The sequence below is a fragment of the Rhizobium sp. P38BS-XIX genome, assembly GCF_012641435.1.
Taxonomy (GTDB): Bacteria; Pseudomonadota; Alphaproteobacteria; order Rhizobiales; family Rhizobiaceae; genus Rhizobium.
The window spans coordinates 381680-404381 of the sequence record NZ_JABAIJ010000007.1 but is presented as its reverse complement, the minus strand read 5'-3'; the positions used below and the strand labels follow the sequence as shown (position 1 = coordinate 404381).

The 22702-nt window shown below is 60.8% G+C and carries 19 protein-coding genes; 11 read left to right on the top strand and 8 right to left on the bottom strand.

Annotated elements, in window-relative coordinates; all coding sequences use genetic code 11:
* Positions 1–156 precede the first annotated feature (156 nt).
* The 4 genes from HGP17_RS23555 to HGP17_RS23540 form a co-directional block, all read right to left on the bottom strand.
* Positions 157–1041, bottom strand: a complete 885-nt coding sequence (locus tag HGP17_RS23555) for an NAD(P)-dependent oxidoreductase (protein ID WP_168812878.1) — start codon at positions 1039–1041, stop codon at positions 157–159.
* A gap of 324 nt (positions 1042–1365) precedes the next feature.
* Positions 1366–4563, bottom strand: a complete 3198-nt coding sequence (locus HGP17_RS23550) for an efflux RND transporter permease subunit (protein WP_168812877.1) — start codon at positions 4561–4563, stop codon at positions 1366–1368.
* A 120-nt stretch (positions 4564–4683) separates the two neighbouring features.
* Positions 4684–5874: an efflux RND transporter periplasmic adaptor subunit gene (locus HGP17_RS23545; protein WP_168812876.1), complete on the bottom strand. Its 1191-nt coding sequence runs from the start codon at positions 5872–5874 to the stop codon at positions 4684–4686.
* Positions 5875–6045: 171 nt separating this feature from the next.
* Entirely contained in the window at positions 6046–6858 is an 813-nt protein-coding gene (locus HGP17_RS23540; protein WP_168812875.1) for an alpha/beta hydrolase, read from the bottom strand.
* A gap of 231 nt (positions 6859–7089) precedes the next feature.
* On the opposite strand from HGP17_RS23540, the gene HGP17_RS23535 reads away from it, so the two are divergent.
* Positions 7090–8001 carry a LysR family transcriptional regulator gene (locus HGP17_RS23535; protein ID WP_168812874.1) on the top strand — a complete coding sequence of 304 codons (912 nt, stop codon included), beginning with the start codon at positions 7090–7092 and terminating at the stop codon, positions 7999–8001.
* Positions 8002–8059: 58 nt separating this feature from the next.
* On the opposite strand, the gene HGP17_RS23530 is transcribed toward HGP17_RS23535, so the two are convergent.
* Positions 8060–8518 (bottom strand): carboxymuconolactone decarboxylase family protein, encoded by a 459-nt coding sequence (locus tag HGP17_RS23530; RefSeq protein WP_168812873.1) that lies wholly within the window; start codon positions 8516–8518, stop codon positions 8060–8062.
* 134 nt (positions 8519–8652) lie between these two features.
* On the opposite strand from HGP17_RS23530, the gene HGP17_RS23525 reads away from it, so the two are divergent.
* Complete coding sequence (locus tag HGP17_RS23525) at positions 8653–9537, top strand: sigma-70 family RNA polymerase sigma factor (RefSeq protein ID WP_168812872.1); 885 nt, start codon at positions 8653–8655, stop codon at positions 9535–9537.
* 3 nt (positions 9538–9540) lie between these two features.
* Here the strand turns inward: HGP17_RS23525 and HGP17_RS23520 are convergent, their stop codons facing one another.
* On the bottom strand, positions 9541–10302 hold the full coding sequence (locus HGP17_RS23520; protein WP_168812871.1) for a helix-turn-helix transcriptional regulator: 762 nt from the start codon (positions 10300–10302) through the stop codon (positions 9541–9543).
* A gap of 135 nt (positions 10303–10437) precedes the next feature.
* Here HGP17_RS23520 and HGP17_RS23515 point away from each other — a divergent pair, with 135 nt between their 5' ends.
* The 7 genes from HGP17_RS23515 (at position 10438) to HGP17_RS23485 (ending at position 17584) form a co-directional block, all read left to right on the top strand.
* Complete coding sequence (locus HGP17_RS23515) at positions 10438–11397, top strand: DMT family transporter (RefSeq protein ID WP_168812870.1); 960 nt, start codon at positions 10438–10440, stop codon at positions 11395–11397.
* Positions 11398–11481: 84 nt separating this feature from the next.
* Complete coding sequence (locus tag HGP17_RS23510; RefSeq protein ID WP_168812869.1) at positions 11482–12204, top strand: GntR family transcriptional regulator; 723 nt, start codon at positions 11482–11484, stop codon at positions 12202–12204.
* 100 nt (positions 12205–12304) lie between these two features.
* Positions 12305–13585 carry a cysteine desulfurase-like protein gene (locus tag HGP17_RS23505; RefSeq protein ID WP_168812868.1) on the top strand — a complete coding sequence of 427 codons (1281 nt, stop codon included), beginning with the start codon at positions 12305–12307 and terminating at the stop codon, positions 13583–13585.
* A 173-nt stretch (positions 13586–13758) separates the two neighbouring features.
* Positions 13759–14535 (top strand): aldolase/citrate lyase family protein, encoded by a 777-nt coding sequence (locus HGP17_RS23500; protein ID WP_168812867.1) that lies wholly within the window; start codon positions 13759–13761, stop codon positions 14533–14535.
* Positions 14536–14729: 194 nt separating this feature from the next.
* On the top strand, positions 14730–15938 hold the full coding sequence (locus HGP17_RS23495) for a pyridoxal phosphate-dependent aminotransferase (protein ID WP_168812866.1): 1209 nt from the start codon (positions 14730–14732) through the stop codon (positions 15936–15938).
* Between the two features lie 79 nt (positions 15939–16017).
* Positions 16018–16815 carry an ABC transporter substrate-binding protein gene (locus HGP17_RS23490; protein WP_168812865.1) on the top strand — a complete coding sequence of 266 codons (798 nt, stop codon included), beginning with the start codon at positions 16018–16020 and terminating at the stop codon, positions 16813–16815.
* A 94-nt stretch (positions 16816–16909) separates the two neighbouring features.
* The gene (locus HGP17_RS23485) at positions 16910–17584 is read left to right on the top strand and encodes an amino acid ABC transporter permease (RefSeq protein ID WP_168812864.1); all 675 of its coding nucleotides are present in this window, start codon (positions 16910–16912) and stop codon (positions 17582–17584) included.
* Between the two features lie 69 nt (positions 17585–17653).
* On the opposite strand, the gene HGP17_RS23480 is transcribed toward HGP17_RS23485, so the two are convergent.
* Together HGP17_RS23480 and HGP17_RS23475 are read right to left on the bottom strand one after the other, a co-directional pair.
* Positions 17654–18169 (bottom strand): MarR family transcriptional regulator, encoded by a 516-nt coding sequence (locus tag HGP17_RS23480; RefSeq protein ID WP_168812863.1) that lies wholly within the window; start codon positions 18167–18169, stop codon positions 17654–17656.
* Between the two features lie 97 nt (positions 18170–18266).
* On the bottom strand, positions 18267–19835 hold the full coding sequence (locus tag HGP17_RS23475; RefSeq protein WP_168812862.1) for an NAD(P)/FAD-dependent oxidoreductase: 1569 nt from the start codon (positions 19833–19835) through the stop codon (positions 18267–18269).
* Positions 19836–20232: 397 nt separating this feature from the next.
* On the opposite strand from HGP17_RS23475, the gene HGP17_RS23470 reads away from it, so the two are divergent.
* Complete coding sequence (locus HGP17_RS23470) at positions 20233–21015, top strand: cyclase family protein (RefSeq protein WP_168812861.1); 783 nt, start codon at positions 20233–20235, stop codon at positions 21013–21015.
* Positions 21016–21088: 73 nt separating this feature from the next.
* A complete protein-coding gene (locus tag HGP17_RS23465) occupies positions 21089–22678 on the top strand; it encodes an NAD(P)/FAD-dependent oxidoreductase (protein ID WP_168812860.1) in 1590 nt (529 codons plus the stop codon).
* Positions 22679–22702: the final 24 nt, after the last annotated feature.

Below are 22702 nucleotides of genomic sequence, written 5' to 3'. Positions count from 1 at the left end.
ATGATCGGCTTGCCCGACCGCAGTTCCTCCGGCGTGATGCCGTAGTTCATGAAGCGCTCCAGATACAACGCCGTCATATCGATATGATCCGGATTGTCGAACCAGTCCTGCGAACGCAGACGACGCTTGGATGCACCCTTATCGTTCATCACTTCCTCAAGCCTTTCCTCGGGCATTCTTGTCTTCCAGATGCTGTAGCAAACCGCTGTGATCGCGCTCGCCGCCGCCGTTTTCGACGAATTCCGCAAATTCCGCTCTCACGGTTTCCGTCAGGGGCAGCTGAAGCGACAGGCCTTTGGCCGTGGCGAGAACCGTATCGAGATCCTTCAACTGGTTGCGGGCCGTACCGCCCGGCTCGAAATTGCGCTCGATCATGCGCTGGCCGTGCAGTTCGAGGATTCGGCTTTCCGCAAAGCCGCCACGAATGGCCGCTCGAAACGCAGCGGGGTCACCGCCGCCGGCCTCGACCAGCAGCATGGCTTCCGCCAGAGCACCAACCGTCACCGCGACGATCTGCTGATTGCCGAGCTTTGCGAGCTGTCCGGTCCCGCTTGGACCGACGCGGGTCACCCGGCCGAGCGGCGCCAGGACATCGCGAACGCTGTCGATGGCGTCTGCCTCCCCGCCGGCCATAATGGCGAGCGTTCCGGCCGCAGCACCGACCACCCCGCCTGAAACGGGTGCATCGATATGAAGAATGCCTCGCTCGGCAAGCTTTGCCGCATGCTCGCGAGCGGCAGCCGGCGGTATCGAGCTGTTATCGATCACGACTGCACCGGCCTCGAGGGCATCGGCGACGCCGCTGCCAAACAGGACCTCGCTGACCGCGCCGCCATTGGTGAGCATGGTGAAAAGCACGGATGCACCCCGCGCCGCCTCAACGGCCGTGTCCGCGACAATCGCGCCGTCTGCCGCCAAGGGCTCCGCCTTGCTGCGATCACGGTTCCAGACGGTCACGGCAAAACCGGCAGCCAGCAGTCGCCGCGCCATCGGCGCACCCATCAAGCCCGTTCCGAGAAACGCAATCTTCCTGTCGCTCATGCCATATCCTCCGACCTGAACCGCCGCACGCCCGAAGCGATCGAAAGTTGGAGCTTCGGCCACAATGCCGGCCCGGCACCGCCCCTCGCAACCTCCGATCCGCGGGCGGCTCCTCATGCCCGACGTACGTCAATCAACTCATCCAAGAGCTTGATAAACCTATGCTGCCAGCATGCAAAGGAAATCAGCGGGCATGCGACAAATTCTTCGGAAGTCTCTTTATATTAGAATAATATAAAATTAAGATCGCATAAAAGAAAAGGCGGGACCTTTCGGTCCCGCCCTTGGCGTGTCGAGCACTGGAGTTACGACTCAGCACGGCCCCTATTCGGCAGCGATCGGGAGTACCTCCGCCGAATGTTCGTTGTCGTTGTGATGATGCTGCTTCAGCGGGCGGTTGCCCGTAAGGCTGCGGATCAGCACATAGAAGACCGGCGTCATGAAGATGCCGAAGAAGGTGACGCCGATCATGCCGGCAAACACCGCGACACCCATGGCGGCGCGCATCTCGGCACCGGCACCGGTCGAGGTGACCAGCGGCACGACACCCATGATGAAGGCCATGGAGGTCATCAGGATCGGGCGCAGACGCAGGCGGCTGGCCTCGATTGCGGCCTGCACCGGCGTACGGCCTTCGAATTCCAGCTCGCGGGCAAATTCCACGATCAGGATCGCGTTCTTCGCCGACAAGCCCACCAACACCACCAGGCCGATCTGGGTGAAGATGTTGTTGTCTCCACCCGTGAGCCAGACGCCGGTCAGCGCCGCCAATACACCCATCGGCACGATCATGACGATGGCGAGCGGCAAGGTCAGGCTTTCGTATTGGGCAGCCAGCACCAAGAAGACCAGCAGCAGCGCCAGCGGGAAGACGATGATGCTAGAATTGCCGGCCAGAATCTGCTGGTAGGTCAAGTCCGTCCACTCGAAGTCTATGCCGGCCGGCAACGTCTCATGCAGAATCTTCTCGATCGCTGCTTGTGCCTGGCCCGACGAGAAACCGGGTGCCGGGCCGCCATTGATGTCGGCCGCAAGGAAGCCGTTATAGCGGTTCGTACGCTCCGGCCCGGTGGTGGCATCGACCTTCAGCAAGGCTGAAAGCGGGATCATCTGGCCCGATGCCGAACGAACCTTCAACTGGCCGATATCTTCCGGCTGGGCGCGGAACTTGGCATCGGCCTGTACGCGGACGCTGTAGGTGCGGCCGAAGGCGTTGAAGTCGTTGACATAGAACGAACCGAGATAGATCTGCAGCGTCTGGAAGACGTCGGTGACGGAGACCCCGAGTTGCTCGGCCTTGGCGCGGTCGAGATCGGCGAAGAGTTGCGGCACATTGATCTGGAAGCTCGAGAAGATCCCAGCGAGTTCCGGTGTCTGGTAGGCCTTGGCCATCACTGCCTTGGCAGCCTGGTCGAGCGCCCGGTTGCCGAGGCCGGCGCGATCCTCGATCTGCAGCTTGAAGCCGCCTGTCGTGCCGAGACCGTTCACTGGGGGCGGCGGGAACATGGCGATGAAGGCGTCCTGGATGGAGCTGAACTTCTGGTTCAGCGCCATGGCGATCGCCCCGCCCGAAAGGTCGGGCGTCTTGCGCTCGTCGAAGTCCTTCAGCGTGACGAAAACGATACCGGCGTTCGAGGAATTGGTGAAGCCGTTAATCGACAGGCCCGGGAAGGCAATCGCATTGGCGACGCCCGGCTGCTTCAGCGCGATATCCGTCATGCGCTTGATCACGTCTTCCGTACGGTCGAGGCTTGCGGCATCCGGCAACTGTGCGAAGCCGATCAGATACTGCTTGTCCTGCGACGGTACGAAGCCACCTGGAATCGTTGTGAACAGGCTATAGGTCGCTCCCACCAGCGCGAGATAGATCACCATGACGATGCTCTTGCGCGACAGTAGGCCGCCGACGCCCTTGCCGTAGTATTTCGAGCCGGCTCCGAACGCCCGGTTGAAACCGCGGAAGAACCAGCCGAAGATTGCGTCCATGACCCGCGTCAACCGATCCTTCGGCGCATGATGGCCCTTCAGGAGCAGGGATGCGAGCGCCGGAGACAGGGTGAGCGAGTTGAAGGCCGAGATGACGGTCGAAATGGCGATCGTCAGCGCGAATTGGCGGTAGAACTGGCCGGACAGGCCGGAGATGAAGGCGAGCGGCACGAAGACCGCGACGAGCACCAGCGCGATCGCGATGATCGGACCGGAGACCTCCTTCATGGCCTTATAAGTGGCATCTCGCGGACTGAGCCCGTTCTCGATGTTACGCTCGACGTTTTCCACGACCACGATCGCGTCGTCCACGACGATACCGATCGCCAGCACCAGGCCGAACAGACTGAGCGCATTGATCGAGAAGCCGAAGACATACATCACCGCAAAGGTGCCGATGATCGATACCGGAACGGCGATCAGCGGGATGATCGAGGCGCGCCATGTCTGCAGGAACAAGATGACCACGAGGACGACCAGCGCGATGGCTTCGAGCAGCGTGTCGATCACCTTCTCGATCGAAGCGCGAACGAATTTTGTCGTATCGTAGACGATCTCGTACTTGACGCCCGCCGGCATGGCCTGCTGCAGCTCGTTCATGGTCGAGCGCACATTGTTCGCAATCTCGATCGCATTCGAACCGGGCGCCTGGAGAACGGCGACGGCGACGGCCGGCTTGCCGTCAAGCAGCGAACGCAGCGTATAGTCTTCCGCACCCAGTTCGACGCGAGCGACATCGCGAAGGCGGGTGATCTCGCTATTGGCGCCCGTCTTGACGATGATGTTGCCGAATTCCTCGGGCGTGCGCAGGCGGCCCTGTGCATTGACGTTAAGCTGCAGATCCACGCCCGGCCGGCTGGGCGAGGCACCGATGATGCCGGCCGCAGCCTGCACGTTCTGCGAGCTGATCGCATTACTGATGTCGCTGGCAGCAAGATTATGCTCGGCCGCCTTCTGCGGATCGATCCAGACGCGCATGGAATAGTCGCCGGCGCCGAAGACCTGCACCTGCCCGACGCCGTCGATGCGGGCTAGCCGATCCTTGATGTTCAAGGTCGCATAGTTTCGCAGATAGGTGATGTCATGGTCGGCCCCGTTCGAGACGAGGTTGACGACCATGATGAAGTTGGGCGAACTCTTGACGGTCGTGATGCCGAGGGCACGGACTTCCGCGGGCAGGCGCGGCTCGGCCTGCGACACGCGGTTTTGCACGAGCTGCTGCGCCTTGTCCGGATCGGTCCCGAGCTTGAAAGTGACCGTCACGTTGAGAACGCCGTCGGACGTTGCCTGGCTGGACATATAGAGCATGCCCTCGACGCCGTTGATCTGCTCTTCGAGTGGGGTCGCCACCGTTTCGGCTATAACGGTCGGGTTGGCGCCGGGATAGGTGGCGCGCACGACAATCGACGGCGGCACGACCTCTGGATATTCGGAGATCGGCAGCGCCCTAAGGCCGATCAGGCCGGCGACCACGATGAGGACCGAAAGAACACCGGCAAAGACCGGGCGGTCGACAAAGAATCTGGAGATGTTCATATCAAAGCCCTCTCCGGGGTGAAAGCGGATGCAAAATCCCAGTCCGGCGAACTGAGAGCCGCCGGCGGATCATGTGAATTCGGATTGTCGGCCTTCTCCCCATCGGCAGAAGGCGAAGTCTTACTGAGCGGTCGCGACCTTGTCTGCCGCCTGCGGTGCGACGACCGCACCGGGACGGATGCGCTGCAGCCCGTTGACAACGACCTTTTCGCCCACCTTCAGGCCGTCCTCGATCACTCGCTCGCCATCGACCAGCGACCCGAGTTGGACCTGTCGGTAATTGACCTTGTTGTCGCCATCGACCACGAAGACGAACTTCTTGTCCTGGTCGGTGCCGACCGCGCGGTCGCTGATGACAAGCTTGCTCTCTGCCTTCGGCTGACCCATGCGAACCCGCACGAACTGACCAGGAATGAGACGTCCGCCGACATTGTCGAAGACGCCGCGAACGCTGACGGTGCCGCTCGCCGCATCGACTTCATTGTCGATGAGCTGGAGCTTGCCCTTGATCGGCGTGCCGTCATCGCTGGCCGTACCGATCTGAACCGGGATCTGCTCGAGAGGCGGGACAGCGCCGTTGGTGGCCGGCAGTTCGGCAAGAGCCTTCGTGACCGTCTGCTCATTCGCGCTGAAGCTTGCATAGATCGGATCGACCGATACGAGCGTGGTCAGCGCCGGCGAGGAAGAACCGGCTGCCACGAGATTGCCGACGGTGACGGCGATCTTGCCGACACGGCCGGCGATCGGAGCGCGAACCTGCGTATAGTCGAGATTGAGCTGCGCCGTCTGCAGGGCAGCATCGGCGGCCTTCAGATTGGCAACGGCCTCGGCATAATTGCTGGCGCGCGTATCCATATCGCTCTGCGAGATGGTCTTGTTGTCAGAGAGCTTCTGGCCGCGGTCGACTTCGACCTTGGCGAGATCGAGCTTGGCCTTTGCCGCTCCGACCTGTGCCTGCGCCTGGGCGACGGCCGCCTCATAGGGTGCGGGATCGATCGTGACCAGTAGGTCGCCCTGCTTGACGAGCGCGCCTTCGCGGAAATGCACGGACTCGATGGCTCCGGCGACGCGAGGCCTGATCTCGACACGGTCGATCGCCTCGAGCCGGCCCGAAAACTCCTGCCAGGACGTCACGTCACGCGGCTCGACGGCAGCGACCGTAACCGGGATGGCCGGCGGCGCGGCCTTGGTGGCGGCCTCGGTCGCCTGAGCGCCGCGCGGCAGGTCCAGATAGAACGCTGCGCCTGCAACAGTCGCAGCAACACCCATGCCGGCGCCCCATAGGGCCCAGCGCTTACCGTTGGACTTCATGTTGGTCTCTCCTTTGGCCCCGTCTTGGGATACGGGACCGCAAATTCCTATCGTCTCAATAAAACAGGGGGCCGAAGCGTCGCGCATCTGCGTGACAACCGCTCCGGTCTCGTGCCTTCGACCCGTCACCCTATCCGCGCTTATCCCTCGCGAACGGAATACCCTGGTCGATCAAGCCTGCACGTCTTCGACGAAACCCTTGAAGCAGCAACAGACATCCTGTTGCCACGAGGCCTTGTCCTTAGACTGCCCGCCGTACAGAGTGGGCCAGCCTGTCCCGGCGGGAAGGACTTGCTGGCGAACACGGACGCCGGCCGCTTTCAGCCGACTGCCGTATTCCATGCTCTCGTCGCGGAGCGGGTCGTCCTCGGCCGTGAGCACCAATGCCGGCGCGAGGCCCGAAAGCCGCGAACAGTATCGAGGCGCTGCATAGGGGTGACAGACACCGCCCAGGAAACCCAGGTATCGGTTCCAACCCTCCGTCCAGCGCTCGCGCATGCCGCTTTCCTCCGCCTGGAGGAAAGATTTTGATCCCATGAAGGGATCGAGCAAAGGCGATATCAACACCTGTCCGTCCAACGAACCGGGTATTTGATCGCGCGCCTTTAAAGCGACACCCGCTGCGACATTGCCACCCGATTCCTCTCCGGCGACAAACAACAGCGATTTTTTTGCTCCCCCCAGCGCAAGCATGTTCCGCTTGTTGCTCAGGTAGGCAAGAAGCCCGTAGGCGCATTCCAGCACCTTCGGAAAAGCATTCTGATTGCAGCTTGTATAATCCGCCGCAACCACGATGGCGCCGGCCTCAGCGAGGCTTGCAGCCACCGGTCTTTCGGTCGCATGACACGTATCGAGAAAGGCGCCTCCATGCAGATAAAGCACGAGGGGTGCCGCCTTCTTCAATCCTTCGCCGTTGTAGATCCGAGCTGCCACCGGCCCCGTGGGCACGTTTTCCAGCACAACATCTTTCCACGGCGCACTCATCGACCTTAATCCTTGTATGTTCGAGCGAATATGAGCTGATCCAGAACGCGTTTAACACGCTTTGCAACCATATTCTCGATTATGCGGGTCAGCGCCCCATCCCGCATTGCAACAATCATGGAAACAACATATTGTTATTCCGCTCTGAGAATAAGTAGCCTATATTCGATCAGACTATTCACGATTACAAACAATCGACCCTCTTTTTTCGAGGTCGAGGGACATCATGGAATGGACCAACTTTCAGCAATGCGGGCATTCGCGCGTGTGGTGGAGACGGGGAATTTCACTCGCGCCGCTGCTGCCCTTTCCATGCCGAAGGCGACGGTGACGACGCTCATCCAGTCGCTGGAAGCTCATCTACATGCCAAGCTTCTGAACAGAACGACCCGGCGCGTCATGGTGACGACGGACGGCGCTCTTTATTATGAGCGCGCCATTCAGATCCTTTCGGAAATCGAGGAGCTCGATGGCAGCATCAGCAACTCGCAGAGCCTGCCGAGCGGCCGTCTGCGTGTCGAAATGGCCGGCGCCTTCGCCGAAAAGATCGTCATGCCCGCGCTCTGCGACTTTCACCAGCGCTATCCCGATATCCACATCGACCTTGGCGTCGGCGACCGCCTGGTGGACTATCTCGCCGAGAATGTCGACTGCGCCCTGCGTGCCGGCATGCCGAGCGACCAGTCGCTGATCGCGCGCCGCGTCGGCGAGATCCACCTCGTGACCTGTGCGGCCCCCATCTATCTCGAAAAGCACGGAATGCCCGAGCGCCCCGAGGATCTGGAAACCAGCCATTACGCCGTCAGCTATTTTCGCGCGCAAACCGGCCGTACGATTCCTTTCCTTTTCGAACGCGGCAACGAGTCGCTGGAAATCACCCCGCGCTACGTGCTTTCTGTCAACGACAGCCGCAGCTATATCCAGGCCGCATTAACCGGGCTGGGTATCGCGCAGGTTCCGAGCTTCATGACGCGGGAGGCCTTTGCGAGCGGCGATCTGGTGCCGGTTTTCACGGGCTGGACCAGACCCGCACTCCCCATGCACATCGTCTACCCGCCCAATCGCCACCTGAGCAACAAGGTGCGCGTCTTCGTCGATTGGCTGGCTAAACTACTGGTGAATTCGCGGATCGGCGAAGCCTGATCGGCTACGCGTCCTTCTCCCCACAAGGAAGGGAGAAGGACGGTTCGCCCGCTACCGCTCAGTTCCAGGAAGCGCCGGCCGGCTGACGCACCGTAGCGTTCAACCGGTTCCAGACATTGTCGATCGCGATTGCAACGATTAGTGCAGACAGTGCCTTCTCGTCATAATATTTTGCGGCCTCGTTCCAGATCTCGTCGCTGACGGCGTCCGGCCGATCGGCCAGCCGGGTAACGGCTTCCCCGAGTGCGAGAGCCGCGCGCTCGGCATCCGAGAAGTAAGGCATTTCGCGCCATGCCGAGACGCCGACGATGCGCTCCATCGCCTCTCCCGCCTGCTGCAGTTTGCGAAAGCCCATGTCGGTGCAGACGCTGCAGCCATTGATCTGGCTGACACGCAAATGCACAAGGTCCATAATATTTTCGGGCAGGCCCCTGTCCTTGATCGAATTGCTGACCGCCATCAGCGCCTGCAGCGTTTCGGGCAGAACGAGGGCCGGGTTTTTCATACGAGCTTGCATAGTCATTTCCTTTCCGTGTGAGAGCGCCATTGCGGCGCATGATCCGACGATGCATTTTCCTGCCGATCGGCTGTCACGCCGGCTGGATTTCGTTCGTCATGCATCTGACGAAACACGATGAGGGAATGTGACCGATGGACGAAAAAAAATGGCAGGCCGAGAAATTCGAGGCGAACCGGCCGCATCTGCGTGCCGTCGCTTACCGCATGCTCGGCTCACGTACGGAGGCCGAGGATGCGGTTCAGGAGGCTTGGCTGCGCCTGGTCAGAAGCGACACGTCTGATGTCGATAATCTCAGCGGCTGGCTGACGACGGTAACGGCGCGGATCTGTCTCGACCTGCTGCGCAGCCGCAAATCGCGCCGCGAGGAGCCGTTGACGATGCTCATTCCCGAACCGGCGGTGACGCATGAGGCCGGAAACGGCACCGACCCCGAACAGGACGCGCTGCTCGCCGATTCCGTCGGCCTCGCATTGTTGGTGGTTCTGGAGCAACTCAATCCGGCCGAGCGGCTCGCCTTCGTTCTGCACGACATGTTCGACATGGCCTTCGACGACATTGCGCCGATCCTCGACCGAACGACGGTTGCGACCCGCCAGCTTGCCAGCCGTGCGCGTCGCCGCGTGCAGGACCGGCCTTCTGCAATGGAGGCTGATCTCTCCCGCCAACGGCATGTCGTCGATGCCTTTTTCGCGGCCTCCCGCCATGGCGACATGCATGCGCTACTGGCCGTCCTCGACCCGCAGGCCGTTTTCAGCCCGGACGCCGTTGCGGCACGCATGGGATCGGTCAGCGAAATCCGCGGACGGTCCGACGTCGCCAAAACCTTCAATGGCCGTGCACAGGCAGCACGGCTTGCCGTCATCAATGGCGCGGTCGGTGCCATCGTGGTCGTGGGCGGCAAGTTGCGTATCGCGCTTCATTTCACCGTCAACGAAGACGGCCTGGTCACGAACATCCATGCGATGGCAGATCCGCACCAGCTGCGCAAACTGGAGATCGTGCTGATCGAAGCATAAGCTCTAGCGCAATTGCGTCGGGCTGGTGCCCGTGAGGCGACGGAACATGGCGATGAAGGCGGAAGCGTTGCTATAGCCCAATTCCGAGGCGATCCGGTGCACGGGCTCACCCGCTTCGATCATCGACAGCGCCGCAACGAGTTTCAGCCGCTGCCGCCAATCGTTGAAGGAAATACCGAGATCGTCCTGGCATCGCCGCGACAATGTGCGTTCTGTCGTGCCGACCCTGCGCGCCCATTCCGCCAGGGAATGCCGGTCACCCGGATCGGATTGAAGAGCGCTCAGCACGGGCCGCAGCAGAGGATCGTCGGAGATCGGTAGATAGCTCTCGCAGCGCGGCGCCAGGCGAATCTGGTCGACCATGACCTCTGCCAACCGCAAATCTTCGGTCGTCTTCGGCACCGTCACATCACGGGCTGCAAAGTCCGCCAGGATCGCCTTCAACAGCGGACTGATGCTGAGCGTCGAAAGCGTGTCAGGCAGGTCGGCACAGAGTGCCCGCTGCACATAGACCGTGACGTAGCGCAGATCCTGCTTGTTATGAGCGCTGTGCAGCGTATCCGGCGGCAGCCAGATGGCATATTGCGGCGGCGACAAATACCGCACGCCCTGAACATCGAACTCCAACACGCCGATGAGCGCGTAGTTGAGTTCGCCCCAAGGCTGGCGCGTTTCCGGGAACACCGTTCCCGCTCCGTAGTTCTCCGTACGGAAGGAAACGGGGTTCGGCGGATCGCCCTGAATGCGTGGAGGCCTGACTGACATGTCCTCATTTCGCTACAGTTGTCTTAATATCGTTATATAACAGAATTCGGACAAGCGATAAAAGAGTTTCGGGATGGCGCATCATATTCGCTGTCCTTTTCGCCCCCAAGCAGAAGACGACGAAAGATCATTTCCATGAGCACCCAGCCGAACGCGTCCGCATCCATCGTCAGTGCGGCCGGCCTCGCCCCGCTGATGACGGTGGTGATCTGGTCCGGCAACACCATCGTTACCAAGGCGTCGGCCGGATTGATCTCTCCGGGCTCCATCTCCTTTTATCGCTGGCTGATTGCCTTCGTCGTGCTGCTGCCATTCGTCGGCCGTGCGGCCTGGCGCAATCGGTCCCAAGTGCGCGAGCATTGGCTGAAGCTCGCCACGCTCGGCGCGCTGGGCATGGTGATCTACCAAAGCCTGGCCTATGAAGCGGCCAAAACCACCTCGGCGGTCAATATGGGTGTGATGCTCGCCCTGATGCCGCTGCTGTCGACTTTTTTCGCAAGTCTTTTGACCGGAGAAAAGCTGAGATTTGCCAATCTGGCGGGCGGCGCGATCTCGCTGATCGGCCTCATCTATCTGACATCTCAGGGCGACCCGATGCGGCTGGTGAATGGCGGCTTCCACATCGGCGACGGACTTATGATCGTCGCGGTCCTCTCGAACGCGCTTTATGGCGTGATGCTGAAACGCTGGGCAATGCCGCTTTCGATGTGGCAGCAGCTTTTCTGGCAGATCGGCTTTTCGACCTTGTTGTTGATCCCGGTTTTCCTGATGGGCGATATCTCGCCGATCACCACGACAAATCTGCCGCTGATCCTCTACGCCGCAATCCCGACCTCCCTTGTCGCGCCGCTCTGCTGGATGGTCGGCATTCACAAACTCGGTGCGAGCCGTACATCGCTGCTGATCAATCTTCTGCCGATCATCGTGGCGGCGCTCGCCTGGGCCCTTCTTGGCGAACAGCTGCATGCCTACCATGCAATCGGCGGCGCGCTTGCTTTGATTGGCGTGGGACTCGGCCTGAGCAAGACATCAGCAAAGGGCGAACAGCAGACTTCGCTGGTCGAGGATGTGGTATGGGAGCCTGAGGAGGCCTGACTATCGCTTCCGAAGCCCCCCTTCCCTTTCGCCTCGCCTTCGTTCTACCATGGACGAGTCCCCATCAGCGGAGAGGAAGCGAGCGTGCGTATAGCCCTGGAACCGGTGTCCTCCAGAACGACGATCCAGGAGAGCGTCTATCAGCAGCTCAGGAATGCGCTCATGGCCGGCAATTTCGATCCCGGCCAGACGCTGACCATCGCCTCGCTTGCCGAGACCTTCGGAACCAGCAACATGCCGGTGCGCGAGGCCTTGCGCCGCCTCGCGGCTGAGAACGCGCTGGAGGTCGCCGCCAATGGCTCGGCCCGTATTCCAATCGTCACCCTCGGGCGGCTGGACGATCTCTGCCGTGCCCGCATTGCCGTCGAAGGTCTCGCGGCAGAACTTGGCATGCCCAACCTCACACCGACCGACATCGCAACGCTTGAGCGCATCGCTGGCGAGCAACACGTGATCGGCCTCGGCGCCAATGTTTACGACCTGATGGCCAAGAACCAGCAGTTCCATTTCACCATCTATCGCGCCTCCGGCTCCGAAGTGCTGCTGCAGCTCATCGAAACACTCTGGCTGCGTTTTGGACCCTACATGCGCATGCTCTCCGCTTCGGTCGAGCCGCTGATGCGCAGCGGCGATCTCGATCCTGCCGGCGAACACGTCTCCATCGTCAAGGCCTTGAAGGCCGGAGACTTTGTCGGCGCCCGCGACGGCGTCGTCGCCGATATCAGACGCACGCACGAAATCCTCCAGGACTATTGCCCGGCCACGCAGACCGAGCCGCGCAAGGGCTCCGGCGCCGGCCGTCGCTAGGATGCAAAAGAGGCGGAGAAATTTGGTTGAACCTTAAAGTATTTTGTGATCAAATGATCAAAATACGATTTCAATCCCAACATCCAGAGCGAGATCCCACATGAGTTCCGCCGCTTCCGCATCGCAATTTGCCGGCCACAACAGCTTTCCTGTTGACGAGGTCCGCGCCATGTTTCCGGCCATTCAGAAGGCTGGCGATTTCATCTTTCTCGACAATGCGGGCGGCGCGCAGGTGCCGCAGGCGGTGGTGGATGCGGTTGCCAACCACCTCATCGATTTCAACGTGCAGCGCATGGCGAAATATCAGCACAGCCAGGGCGTCGACCGCAATCTGGACGAAGCACGTGAAAGCGTTGCCATGCTGGTCAACGCCTATCGCCCGGAAGAAATCTCCTTCGGCCAGAACGCCACTTCGTTTATCCGCCTCGTAAGCCTCGGAATCGCCAAGCTGCTTGGCGAACGCAATGAAATCGTCGTCACCGACATGGATCACGACGCCAACATCGCGACATGGATGGCGCTCGAAGGCGATGGCGCCAAGATCGTATGGTGGCGCATGCGCGAGGACGGTACGCTTCATGTTGAAGATCTGAAGCCGCTGCTCAACGACAAGACCCGGCTTGTCGCCTGCACGGTCACGGCGCATTCGATCGGCACGATCGTCGATGTCGCGGCTGTCTGCAAACTCGCGGCCGCCGCCGGCGCCGAAACCTTCCTGGATTGCGTTCATTACGGCCCGCACGGCCTGATCGACGTACAGGCCTGGGGCTGCGACTATCTCGTCTGCTCCGGTTACAAGAATTTCTCGCCGCATATGGGCTTCCTCTGGGGCCGCTACGACGCGCTGGTCAAGCTTCCTACATTCAAGGAGGATTTCATTCCGGACGTCCCGCCCTACAAGATCGAAGTCGGCACCTTCACCTATGAAAACGTCGCCGGCATGAACGCCGCGGTGAAGTATCTCGAAGGGCTCGGTCGCCGGTTCCTGTCCGCAGGCGAACATAGCCGCCGCGAAGCGCTCGCCGCCGCCATGGGCGCGATCCGCCAATACGAACTGATGCTGTCGCGCGAGATGATCGCTGTGTTGAAGCGCCATGGCGCGGTCATCTACGGCGTCTCCGACGAGGCGCGTCTGGAGCAGCGCGTTCCGACAATCTGCTTCAACATGCCGGGCATCACGCCGCAGGAGTTTGCCGACGAGATGGGCAAGCAGCGCATCGGCCTTCGCGATGGTCATATGTTCGCGCCGCGTCTGATGAAACGTCTGGGCCTCTCCATGGAAACGGGTGCCATCCGCGTGTCGCTGGTGCATTATAACAAGGTCGAGGAGATCGCCCGGTTCGACGCGGTCCTGACCGAGATCATGGCGCGGCGCAAGTAAGCCGTGCCTGTGAGCGGTGGCGGCGCCCGAACAACTCCGCCACCGCAAATACCTCCGTGCCGCGGCTTGACGGCACGGAAAACTGCACTGAACTCAGGGCAGATTGCTACTTCGAAGTTGTATCTTTTCGGTCTATCCCTCGTTGAGAGGACCGCTGGAATGGGAGGGTGACGATGAGCTATTTCCGCCGACACTGTATCGAGCAGAAGCTGCTCGTCGGTACGTTTGCGGCTATTCCGCATCCTGTCGCCATCGAGGTTACGGCCGCCTCCGGCGTCGATTTCCTTTGCATCGACTGGGAGCACTCGCAGATCAGCCGCGACCGCATCGAGGATCTGATCCGGGCCGCTGACGTCCATCGGGTTCCAGCCATGGTCCGCGTACCCGGACATGCGGCGGAAGATATCGCAGCCGCTCTCGATGCAGGTGCGGCGGGTGTTCTCGTGCCCCGTGTTTCGACAGCGGAACAAGCCCGTGCGGCCGTGAAGGCGACCCGCTATCCTCCGCTCGGCGCACGCGGCGTCGGTCCGGGTCGCGCGGCTGCCTATGGCTACCGAATTCCGGACTATCTGGCCAAGGCCAATGCAGAGCTACTGCTTGCCATCCAGGTCGAAACGGCTGAAGGGCTTGCCAACATCGCCGAGATCGCGGCCGTCGACGGCGTCGACCTGATCTTCATCGGCCCCGGCGACCTGTCGGTCTCGATCGATGCGATGGGGCCGACGGGCAAGGACAGGCTCGATGCGGCGATCAGATCAATCACGACAACGGCGTTATCCGCCAGACGCGCCGTCGGCATTTTCCGCCCTTCGGCAGACGATGTCGGCGTGTGGTCGCAAGCCGGCATAAGCTTCTTCGTCCTTGCAAGCGATACGATGTTTCTGGGTGCCGGCCTCGCTGTCGGCGTCGATGCCGCAAAACAAGGCAAGCATGCCGCGAAGACGGAATAAAGCTGATTTCGATCAAGAGCTTACCACTTTGAAGAGTGGCGTGAAATTGAGCACGGAGGTAGACTTTTTAAGCTTAAAATTTGTCCTTGAAATGCTTCCGTTTTTGGATAACCATTCGAAAATGAAGGGCAATCCGGCCGCAGTCTTCTGCGATCGCTTTAACCCTTCGACACCGGATTCCCAGGGGAAATTCCTTGTCTCTTCTGCCGCAACATAATTTGCCGAACGCGATATCGGGCCGCGATGCCCTCGAAGGCATTCGCGCTCAAATCCGCGATATGCGCACCGACAACATCGCAGTGCTCGCCAAGCGCGCCCGCGAGCTGGGCGGCGTCATTCCACTCTGGTTCGGCGAAGGCGATGTCGTGACGCCAGATTTCATTCGCGATGCCGCGAAGAAGACGCTCGATGACGGCGCCACTTTCTACGTTCCGAATATGCGGGGCCTGGCAACCCTGAACGAAGCACTGTCGGACTATCAGACGCACTGGCATCAACGCCCCATCCCTATTGAGCGCACAACGGTCGCGCCCGGCGGCATGCAGGCGCTCTATATGGCACTCGAGCTGCTCGTCGATGTCGGCACCAATGTCGTCTACGTCGCACCGCAGTGGCCGAACATTCATAATGCCATCCACCTGATCGGCGGCGAACCGCGCGCCGTGTCGCTCGATTTCGATACCGACTGGCGCCTCGATCTCAACAAGCTTTTCGCTCGCTGCGATGCCCGCACACGCGCCATCTTCCTGTCGACACCAGCCAATCCGACGGGCTGGACAGCCTCTCGCGAGGAGATGCAGGCGCTGCTGGATTTCAGCCGCCGCACCGGCATCTGGATCATCTCCGACGAGGTCTATGCCCGCCTCTATTTCGACGGAGAGATCGCGCCATCGATCCTTCAGATCGCCGAGGACGGCGATCGCGTGATCGCGATCAACAGCTTCTCGAAAGCCTGGGCGATGACCGGTTGGCGCGTCGGCTGGCTGACGCACCCTTCTGCCATCGCCGACCAGCTCGGCGCCATGACGCAGTACATCAACAGCGGCACCTCGGCCATGGTCCAGGCCGGCGCGGCTGCCGCCCTGCGTGAAGGCGAGCCGCTGGTTTCAGAAATCCGTGGACGCATCAAGGCGGGCCTCGATCTGGCCTATGAAAAGCTTCCGAAGATACCGGGCATGATCCTGCCGGAAAAACCGCGAGGCGGCATGTATGCCTTCTTCTCGCTGCAAGGCGAACCGGATGCGACGGCGCTCTGCGAGCGCATCCTCGAAGCAGCCCGCGTCGGCCTGGCACCGGGATATCATTTCGGCGATTCATCCCGAGCATTTTTGCGCATGTGCACCTTCCGCGAAACCGAGCAGATGCGTATCGCACTCGACCGCATGGTCAATGCGATGACATGATACGGCCGCCCGGCCGGGCGTACGAGACTACTGCGGGCAGAGGAAAGTCCGTAGCCATAACCAGAGGGAGACTAAGAAAATGCCTATTACTCGTCGTAGTCTGCTGGTCCTTGCGACCGCCGTCGGCCTGGCCGGCGGAAGCCACTTCGCCTATGCCGCCGATGTCTTAAATGTCGGCTCCTATCCGAACAACCCGCCCTTCGAATACAAGACCGCCAACGGCGGCTTCGAGGGCTTCGAGGTCGATGTCGTCAACGAAGCTGCCAAGCGCGCCGGCATGACCACCAACATCGCCGATTATGGCTTCCAGGCCCTGTTCGCCGCCACCAGCTCGAAGCGTATCGACGTGGCGATCTCGTCCATCACGATCACGCCCGAGCGTCTGAAGTCGCAGTCGTTCACACAGCCATACTACGACTCCGACATGGGCGTCGCCACCAAGGAAGGCAGCTCGATCAAATCGCTTGCCGACCTCAAGGGCTCCGTCGTCGGCGTTCTCTCGGGCTCGACTGGTGAAAAGTGGGTCAACGACAACAAGGCCGCTCAGGGCTTTGCCGACGTCAAGGGCTACAACTCGCAGCAGGACATGTTCCTCGATCTCGGCGCCGGCCGCATCGATGCGGTCGTCAGCGATATCCCTGGCATGCAGTATCTCTTCGTCAAGACGAAGGGCTTCGCCATCAAGGATCGCATCAAGACCGGCGAGCAGTACGGCCTGATGATGACCAAGGATTCACCGCTCGTCGCCAAGATCAACGACGCCATCACCGCGATGAAGAAGGACGGTACGCTCGAAAAGATCCACGAGAAGTGGTTCGGCGGCAAGGCGCCCGAGGGTTCCTCCACCGTCACCGAAATGCCGATCCCCAAGGCGTGATCAAAAGATCATTCTTGATATGACTTTACGCCGGCCATTTCGGCCGGCGTAAATGTAAGGAAATTCTATCTTCGTCTTGCACACGGGAGTGCCAATGTCTTTCGTCGATACCTTCCTCAATTCCGACGTCATGATCTCGGCTTTCCCGCAGCTGCTGCGCGGGCTTTGGATGACCATCGCGCTGGGCGTCGTCAGCATCCTGATCGGCGTGACTGGCGGTCTCGTCATCAGCCTCATCCGCCTTTATGCCCCCAAGCCGCTGCAGCTTTTGATGATCGCCTATATCGACATCATGCGCGCCATGCCGATGCTGGTCGTGCTGATCCTGATCTATTACGCTCTGCCCTTCGTCGGCATCAGCTTTTCGGCATGGTGGTCGGCGATCCTCGGTTTCTCGATCGTCCTGGCCGCCTATTCGGCCGAAGTCTTCCGCTCGGGCATCGAAAGCGTGCCGCGCGGCCAGTTCGAGGCAGCCGCAGCCCTCGGTATTCCCTTCCTGATCACGCTCTATAAGGTCGTGCTGCCACAGGCGGTGCGCATCGTCATCCCGCCGACAACGAGCAATTGCGTCTCGATGTTCAAGGATACGTCGCTGGCCTCGACCGTGGCGCTGCCTGAGCTGTTGAAAGAGGGTCAGAATGCTCAGGGTTTCTATGCCAACCCCTCGCCGCTGATCATGGCCGCGCTGATCTACATCATCCTGCTCTGGCCGATGGTCCGTCTTGTCAGCGTGCTCGAGAAGAAATTCAAGAACGAGCGCGCAAGATAAAGCGGCTCCAGAAGCACTCAAAGCGCCTGTCGCTATGAAGATTTGGTGAAGCGCCACCCGGCGCCGATATCAATCGAAGTCGGCGCCAGAGAGATGATTGCTGACGGAGGACTTCACCAAGCCGATATCCCGCCAAAGCTCGTTGACGATCTCCGGATCGACATCCGCCATCATATCACGCAACCAGCCTTCATGGGCCGTAGCCATGGCGCTGAACAGGGTTTCACCCTTCGCCGTCAGCTTCGCTACCGTCACGCGCCGGTCGCCGTCCGGCGTGACGCGCAGCACAAGACCATCCGTTTCCAGCCGCTCGACAAGCCCGGTGACGTTGCCGTTCGTGACCATGGTTCGCTTCGACAGCTCGCCGAGCCGCAGCCCCTCGCGTTCACGATAAAGCTGGGCCATCAGATCGAATTGCGGCAACGTCGCGCCGAACTCGTTACGCAGCCGCCGGCGGATTTCCTGCGAGATCAGCTTGGTGGTCGACAGCATCCGCAGCCAGAGCCGCAACTCCAGCTTTTTGCCTTCCTGCGCGCCCTGAACGATGATCTCCAGGTCAACGGTTGCACTCTCGGACTCTGTCATGACGGCGCCTCGGTCTATCATTCCGCATCACTGATTGAAGCGATCTAGGGAGCGATATTTGAAATGTCAAAGGTTTGGCCGTCAAGTCGGGTCGGGCTTACTTGGCCAGCATTTTCCCCAACATGAAGCCGGAACCCGCCCCCGTTCCTGCTCCCGGCCATGTCGAAGCCCCGCACATGTAGAGCGAAGCAACCGGCGTTTTATACCGCGAGTAGCCGGCAATAGGACGGAACAGGAAGTTCTGGTCGAGATGATGGCTGCCGGAAAGATTGTCGCCGCCGACAAGATTCGGGTTCTCGCTTTCGAGATCAACGGGCGAAAAGACCGAGCGGCCGAGTATCTTGCCACGCAAGCCTGGCGCATAGCGCTCGACGATATCGAGGACGCGCTCGGCATAGGCATCCTTGATCTCATCCCAGCCTGTGCCGGAAATCTCACCCGCGGCATCTCCACGGAATTCTGCAGGCAGCACGCGCACCTGAATCCAGAGCACATGCTGTCCATCCGGAGCACGCGACGGATCGATCGCCGTCGGCTGCCCGACCACGAGCGCGGGTTCCGCAGGCAGCAGCCCGCCCATCGCCTCGGCATAGACGCGTGACATCATTTCAAGATCGGGCGCGATGTGCACATAGGCAAAATTTTGTAGCGCCTTGCCCGCGGCCCAGTCGGGAAGACCCGACAACGCCAGATGGATCATCATCGTGCCGGGGCCGGCCCGAAAACGCTTGACCTTGCCGTCGAACTCCTCGCGCGCCGGATCCTGGTCGAGAAGCTTGCCGAACAGAATTTGCGGATGGACATTAGCGATCACTGCGCGCGTCGCTTCATAACGCCGCCCATCGGCCAAAACGACACCCGTTGCCTTGCCGCCCGACGTGACGATCTTGTCGACGCGCGTGCCCAGCATCAACTCGCCGCCCTTGTTCTTCAGCACGGCCGCCATCGCCTTGATGATCGTATCGGCCCCGCCCTTGCCGATCACCATGCCGAAGGCCTGATTGGCCATGGATTCGAGGTAAGGAAACAGAGCGCCGCCCGCGACATCGGGAGCAAAATCCAGGTGCAGACCCCAAGCCGCCATCATCGTCTTCAGCTTGGCGTTCTGGAAGCGGGCATCGAGGAAATCGCGTGGCGAGGCAAACAGCATGCGCGCGGTATCGTAGACCCAGCCCATCCCCTTCTCGCGCCAGGCTTTCCAGACAACCCTGGCCGCGGCCAGGGATGGCATGGGCGAGCCGAGCAGACCGAAAATATGCGGGGCATCCGCGCCGAACTGCGAAAGCAGGCTGCGCCAGGCGAAGGCATCCTGCGGCGAGATATCCGCGATGGCGCCCGCTGTCTTTTCAAGATCGGTGCTGACGCCAAGATAGGTGTTGTCGCGAAAGACGCTGGCGAAGCAATCTGCAGCAGGCACGAAGCCCAGCCCTTCGGCCGAAAGCTCGTTCTTGTATTGCGCGAAGAAGGCGGACCCGGCGAACATGGAGAGGTTCATGGCGCAAAGATCGTGCCTAAAACCCGGCAGCGTCACCTCGCGTGTCTTGACCGCGCCGCCGGGCTCGGAGTTACCCTCGATGACGGCAACTTTCCAGCCCTTGGCGGCCAGGTGCACTGCCGCTGCCAGACCATTATGGCCTGCCCCCACTATGATCGCATCATAGCTCATCGTTTGCCCCTCTTCGTCTATTTATGATTATTGTCATATGCATACATTTTGAGCTTTGAGCTTCAAGTATCTATTGAGGCGAATGATTCAGAAATAACGCAACCAAAAATAGAATACATGGGAAGGATTTTTAGATTTTACATTTATAATCAGAGACTTGACATCACTCCGCAAACTCGGAAACGTGCGCCAATTTTGGCCCTCCAAAGCGCCTCGGAATGCTTGCAATATCATATATTGTGACATAGGCTCCCTTCATTCCGCCGCCGCGCGGACCCGGTGCCAGGAGGAAAGGCGCCCCGCGCATGGCGATGTCGACTTCAAGCATGATCCTGTTCGGAAGCCCCGCCTGGCGGCTCTTCGTGTGGGATTGCGCAATAACAAGGGGAACTCAAAAATGACCGCCAATGCACTCGCCAGCCTCGCCTCTGCCCTTCTTTCGGGCTCCGTCAAGGTCGTGGATCTCACTGCCCCGCTCGGCCCGGACACGCCGGTGCTCTACCTGCCGCCGCAGTTCGGCAAGAACACGCCCAAGGTCGCGGTTCACACGATTTCCGAATATAATCAGGATGGTCCCTTCTGGGCCTGGAACTGGCTGGAACTTGGCGAGCACACCGGCACGCACTTCGACGCTCCCTGCCACTGGATCACCGGCAAGGACAACCCGAACAACACCACCGACACCATCCCGCCGCAGAATTTCGTCGCCCCGGTCAATGTTATCGACCGCTCCAAGGAAGCTGCCGCCGATCCGGACTATCTGCTGACGGTCGACAGCATCAAGGAATGGGAAGCTCAGAACGGCGCGATCGAAGCCGGCAGCTGGGTGCTGCTGCGCACCGACTGGTACAAGCGCAACGGCTCGACCGATACGTTCCTGAATGCCGATGAAAACGGCCCGCATTCTCCCGGCCCGACGGCCGAAGCGATCGAGTATCTGCTGAGCAAGGGCATTATCGGCTGGGGCTCGGAAACGGTCGGCACGGATGCCGGTTCGGCCGGCGGCATGAACCCGCCTTTCCCGGCACACAACCTCATGCACAAGGCCAACCGCTATGGCCTCGCAAGCCTCTCGAACCTCGATCAGCTTCCGGCCAAGGGTGCCGTGCTGATCGCCGCGCCGCTGAAGTTCGTCAAGGGCACCGGTTCTCCGGTTCGTGCGCTGGCATTGATTGCATGATAGGCTGACAAGGCGGGAGCCTGGGGCGGGCTCCTGCTTTTCCGTTTCATCTTGCCTATGAGGGGCAGCGGCAATGGGCGATCATGATTACATCATCGTCGGCAGCGGTATAAATGCGCTTGTCGCAGCCGCGATGCTCGGCAAAAAGGGCCATAAGGTGCTCGTCCTCGAGCGCAACGACCGCATCGGCGGTTGCCTGCGCACGGAGGAGATTACCGAGCCCGGTTTCATTCACGATGTCATGGCAACGACCATGGTGCTGTTCCTGACCTCGCCGGCCTATGGCGCCATTGGCAAGGATCTCGAGGCGCGCGGTTTGGAATTTGCCCATGCCGACCTTCCGACCGGCGTGTTGCGGCCTGACGGTTCGAATGTCATTTTCTCCAAGGACCGGCGTCGCAATATCGCTACCTTCGATGAATTGTGCCTCGGTGACGGGCAGGCTTTCTCCCGCGAAATGGATGCGCTGGGCGCGGACGCGCCATTCCTCTTCTCCCTGCTTGGCGGCACGCTATGGTCGGGATCGACCCTGAAAACCGTAGGCAAGCAGGGCTGGAACCGCGGATTGCGCAAGCTCGCCGCCTGGTTTGGCGACGCGCTGACACCGGCCCGCAACTACCTCGAAACCAACTATCAGTGCGACGATATCCATGCGCTATGGGCGCCCTGGGTGCTGCATTGCGGCCTTGGCCCGGAAAGTGCCTATTCCGCAGAGATGCTGAAGGTGATCGGCTTTGCGCTGGAACTGGGTGGCGCGCCCATCGTCAAGGGCGGCGCCGAGAAACTGCTGACAGCCTTCCAACGGCTGATCGCCGATCACGGCGGCGAGATTCGAGTTAGTACCGACGTCGCCGCGATCCTTCCGGGCGCCAACCGCCGCGCCGACGGCGTGCGCCTTGCCAACGGCGAAACGTTGAGCGCGAAGGCAGGCGTGATCTGCTCCGTCACTCCCAATCAGCTTTACGATCGACTGATGGCCGATTGGCCGGATCCGCTGCCGGCGGAGGTCAAAACAGGCGTCACCAATTATCGCTACGGCAAAGGCGACATGCAGATACACTATGCACTCTCCGAGCCGCCACGCTGGAAAGCCAACGCCGAACTCGGCAAGGTGGCACTGCTACACCTGACACCCGGCCTCGACGGCGTATCGCGCGCTGCCAACGAATGCGAACGCGGGCTGTTGCCAGCCGAGCCCACCGTCTGCGTCGGCCAGCCCGTCGCGCTCGATCCCAGCCGCGCGCCGGACGGAAAATCGATCCTCTGGCTACAGCTGCCGGAAGCGCCGCGCCATATCAAGGGCGATGCCGCAGGCGAAATCGCAACGCCGGAAGACGGTCGCTGGACGGAAGACGTGCGCGAGCGCTACGCAGACCGCATCGAAGCGCTGCTTGCCAGCCATATCGAGAATTTTGCTGGCATAAAGCTCGCACGCCGCGCCTATTCTCCGGGTGATCTTGAAGCGATGAACATGAACCTCGTCGGCGGCGATCCCTATGGCGGCTATTGCGGCCTCGACCAGTTTTTCATCTGGCGTCCATTCAAGTCATCTGTTAACCACCGCACCCACATAACGGGCCTGTACCACATCGGCGCTTCCGCGCATCCCGGTCCAGGCCTTGGTGGAGGCTCCGGCTTTCTGCTCGCATCATCGCTGAAGTAACACGTTTCCGGAGGAGTATCGTCG

What these genes read in the sequence shown, in the direction of transcription:
- HGP17_RS23555 (WP_168812878.1), bottom strand. Translation starts at nt 1,041, where the DNA reads ATGAGCGACAGGAAGATTGCGTTTCTCGGAACGGGCTTGATGGGTGCG.
- HGP17_RS23550 (WP_168812877.1), bottom strand. Translation starts at nt 4,563, where the DNA reads ATGAACATCTCCAGATTCTTTGTCGACCGCCCGGTCTTTGCCGGTGTT.
- HGP17_RS23545 (WP_168812876.1), bottom strand. Translation starts at nt 5,874, where the DNA reads ATGAAGTCCAACGGTAAGCGCTGGGCCCTATGGGGCGCCGGCATGGGT.
- HGP17_RS23540 (WP_168812875.1), bottom strand. Translation starts at nt 6,858, where the DNA reads ATGAGTGCGCCGTGGAAAGATGTTGTGCTGGAAAACGTGCCCACGGGG.
- HGP17_RS23535 (WP_168812874.1), top strand. Translation starts at nt 7,090, where the DNA reads ATGGACCAACTTTCAGCAATGCGGGCATTCGCGCGTGTGGTGGAGACG.
- HGP17_RS23530 (WP_168812873.1), bottom strand. Translation starts at nt 8,518, where the DNA reads ATGCAAGCTCGTATGAAAAACCCGGCCCTCGTTCTGCCCGAAACGCTG.
- HGP17_RS23525 (WP_168812872.1), top strand. Translation starts at nt 8,653, where the DNA reads ATGGACGAAAAAAAATGGCAGGCCGAGAAATTCGAGGCGAACCGGCCG.
- HGP17_RS23520 (WP_168812871.1), bottom strand. Translation starts at nt 10,302, where the DNA reads ATGTCAGTCAGGCCTCCACGCATTCAGGGCGATCCGCCGAACCCCGTT.
- HGP17_RS23515 (WP_168812870.1), top strand. Translation starts at nt 10,438, where the DNA reads ATGAGCACCCAGCCGAACGCGTCCGCATCCATCGTCAGTGCGGCCGGC.
- HGP17_RS23505 (WP_168812868.1), top strand. Translation starts at nt 12,305, where the DNA reads ATGAGTTCCGCCGCTTCCGCATCGCAATTTGCCGGCCACAACAGCTTT.
- HGP17_RS23500 (WP_168812867.1), top strand. Translation starts at nt 13,759, where the DNA reads ATGAGCTATTTCCGCCGACACTGTATCGAGCAGAAGCTGCTCGTCGGT.
- HGP17_RS23490 (WP_168812865.1), top strand. Translation starts at nt 16,018, where the DNA reads ATGCCTATTACTCGTCGTAGTCTGCTGGTCCTTGCGACCGCCGTCGGC.
- HGP17_RS23485 (WP_168812864.1), top strand. Translation starts at nt 16,910, where the DNA reads ATGTCTTTCGTCGATACCTTCCTCAATTCCGACGTCATGATCTCGGCT.
- HGP17_RS23480 (WP_168812863.1), bottom strand. Translation starts at nt 18,169, where the DNA reads ATGACAGAGTCCGAGAGTGCAACCGTTGACCTGGAGATCATCGTTCAG.
- HGP17_RS23475 (WP_168812862.1), bottom strand. Translation starts at nt 19,835, where the DNA reads ATGAGCTATGATGCGATCATAGTGGGGGCAGGCCATAATGGTCTGGCA.
- HGP17_RS23470 (WP_168812861.1), top strand. Translation starts at nt 20,233, where the DNA reads ATGACCGCCAATGCACTCGCCAGCCTCGCCTCTGCCCTTCTTTCGGGC.
- HGP17_RS23465 (WP_168812860.1), top strand. Translation starts at nt 21,089, where the DNA reads ATGGGCGATCATGATTACATCATCGTCGGCAGCGGTATAAATGCGCTT.